This is a genomic window from Acidovorax sp. KPB24-07 (assembly GCF_057543315.1).
In genome coordinates, this window is sequence record NZ_BAAJYS010000751.1 from 1 (window position 1) to 1,048 (window position 1,048).

At 74.0% G+C, this 1,048-nt stretch carries 2 pseudogenes; both read right to left on the reverse strand.

The features are described from left to right. Positions 1–418 (reverse strand): annotated as a pseudogene (locus AC27IQ_RS25545) (hypothetical protein); the annotation flags it as partial. Between the two features lie 5 nt (positions 419–423). Next, positions 424–1,048, reverse strand: a pseudogene (locus AC27IQ_RS25550) (RHS repeat-associated core domain-containing protein); the annotation flags it as partial.

Here is a 1,048-nt window from a genome sequence, read left to right on the forward strand (position 1 = left end):
CCGGCACGGGCTGCAGCATGGACTGCGGCATGGGCTGCGGGGTGTCGGGGACTGGGGTGTCGGGGTCCGTCTCGGACTCGCCGATCGCAGCCGGGGTGGCGGGAGGGATGGCGGGGGGATCGCGGTATTCGAAGAGGTACGACAGTCCCTGCTCGTTGTGCTGCTCCACCACGCGGGCGCCGGGCCGGGGCATGGCCACGCCCTGGTCTTCATAGACGTAGGTGTGCAGCGGGCCGCTGCGCACCCGGTGGCGCACCATGCGGTGCACCCGGTCGTAGCCGAACTCGCGCGTGCGCTGGCCGTCCCGCCCCAGTACCTCCACCAGGTCGCCCGCGCTGTCGTAGCGGTAGCGCACCAGCGCCACCCGGTAGCCCGGGCCGGTGCAGGCCGCATCCAGCGGGTTGTGCACGCAGTCCACGCCGGTCAGGCGCTCGCCGCTGTCCGGGCCGAGCAGCGGGTGGGCGGTGGCAATGGCCGTAGCGGTGATTGGGGCCGCGGCGGCGGCCCCTCCCGTTCCCGCTCCCGGTTGTAGTGCAGCGCATAGCGCCGCCCGCTGCCGTCGGTGATGCCGGCCAGCCGCCCGTGCTCGTCGTATCCGTAGTGCTGGCTGCGCCCGAAGCGGTCCAGCACCCGGCCCACACGGTGGTGCCCGTCCTCCCCCGGCCACAGCAGCCACACGGCGCCGCCGTTGCCCGAGGCGGCGATCACGCACCGCGCGTCGGCCCGGGCCTCTTGGGGCACGTGGGCCCAGCGCGGCTGCCAGGCCCAGGGCTGCAGCTCGCTAGGAATGCGCGAGGCAGGCGCGCCGGCAGGCAACGCGCTGCCTGCACCGCCACCGCGCATCAGCCACAGGTCTTCGCTGGCGCTGTACAGCGCTTCGCCGGGCGCCAGCGGCTCGCCGAAGGTGATGGCCCGCCCCCCGGTGTCCAGCAGCACGGTGCGCCCTGCCTCCAGCCGCACGGCGATCTCCATGGGCAGCTTCCAGCCGTAGCCCAGCAGCCCGCAGGTCGCCCCGTGCTCTTCGTTGACGTAGCTGCTGTACTGGCGC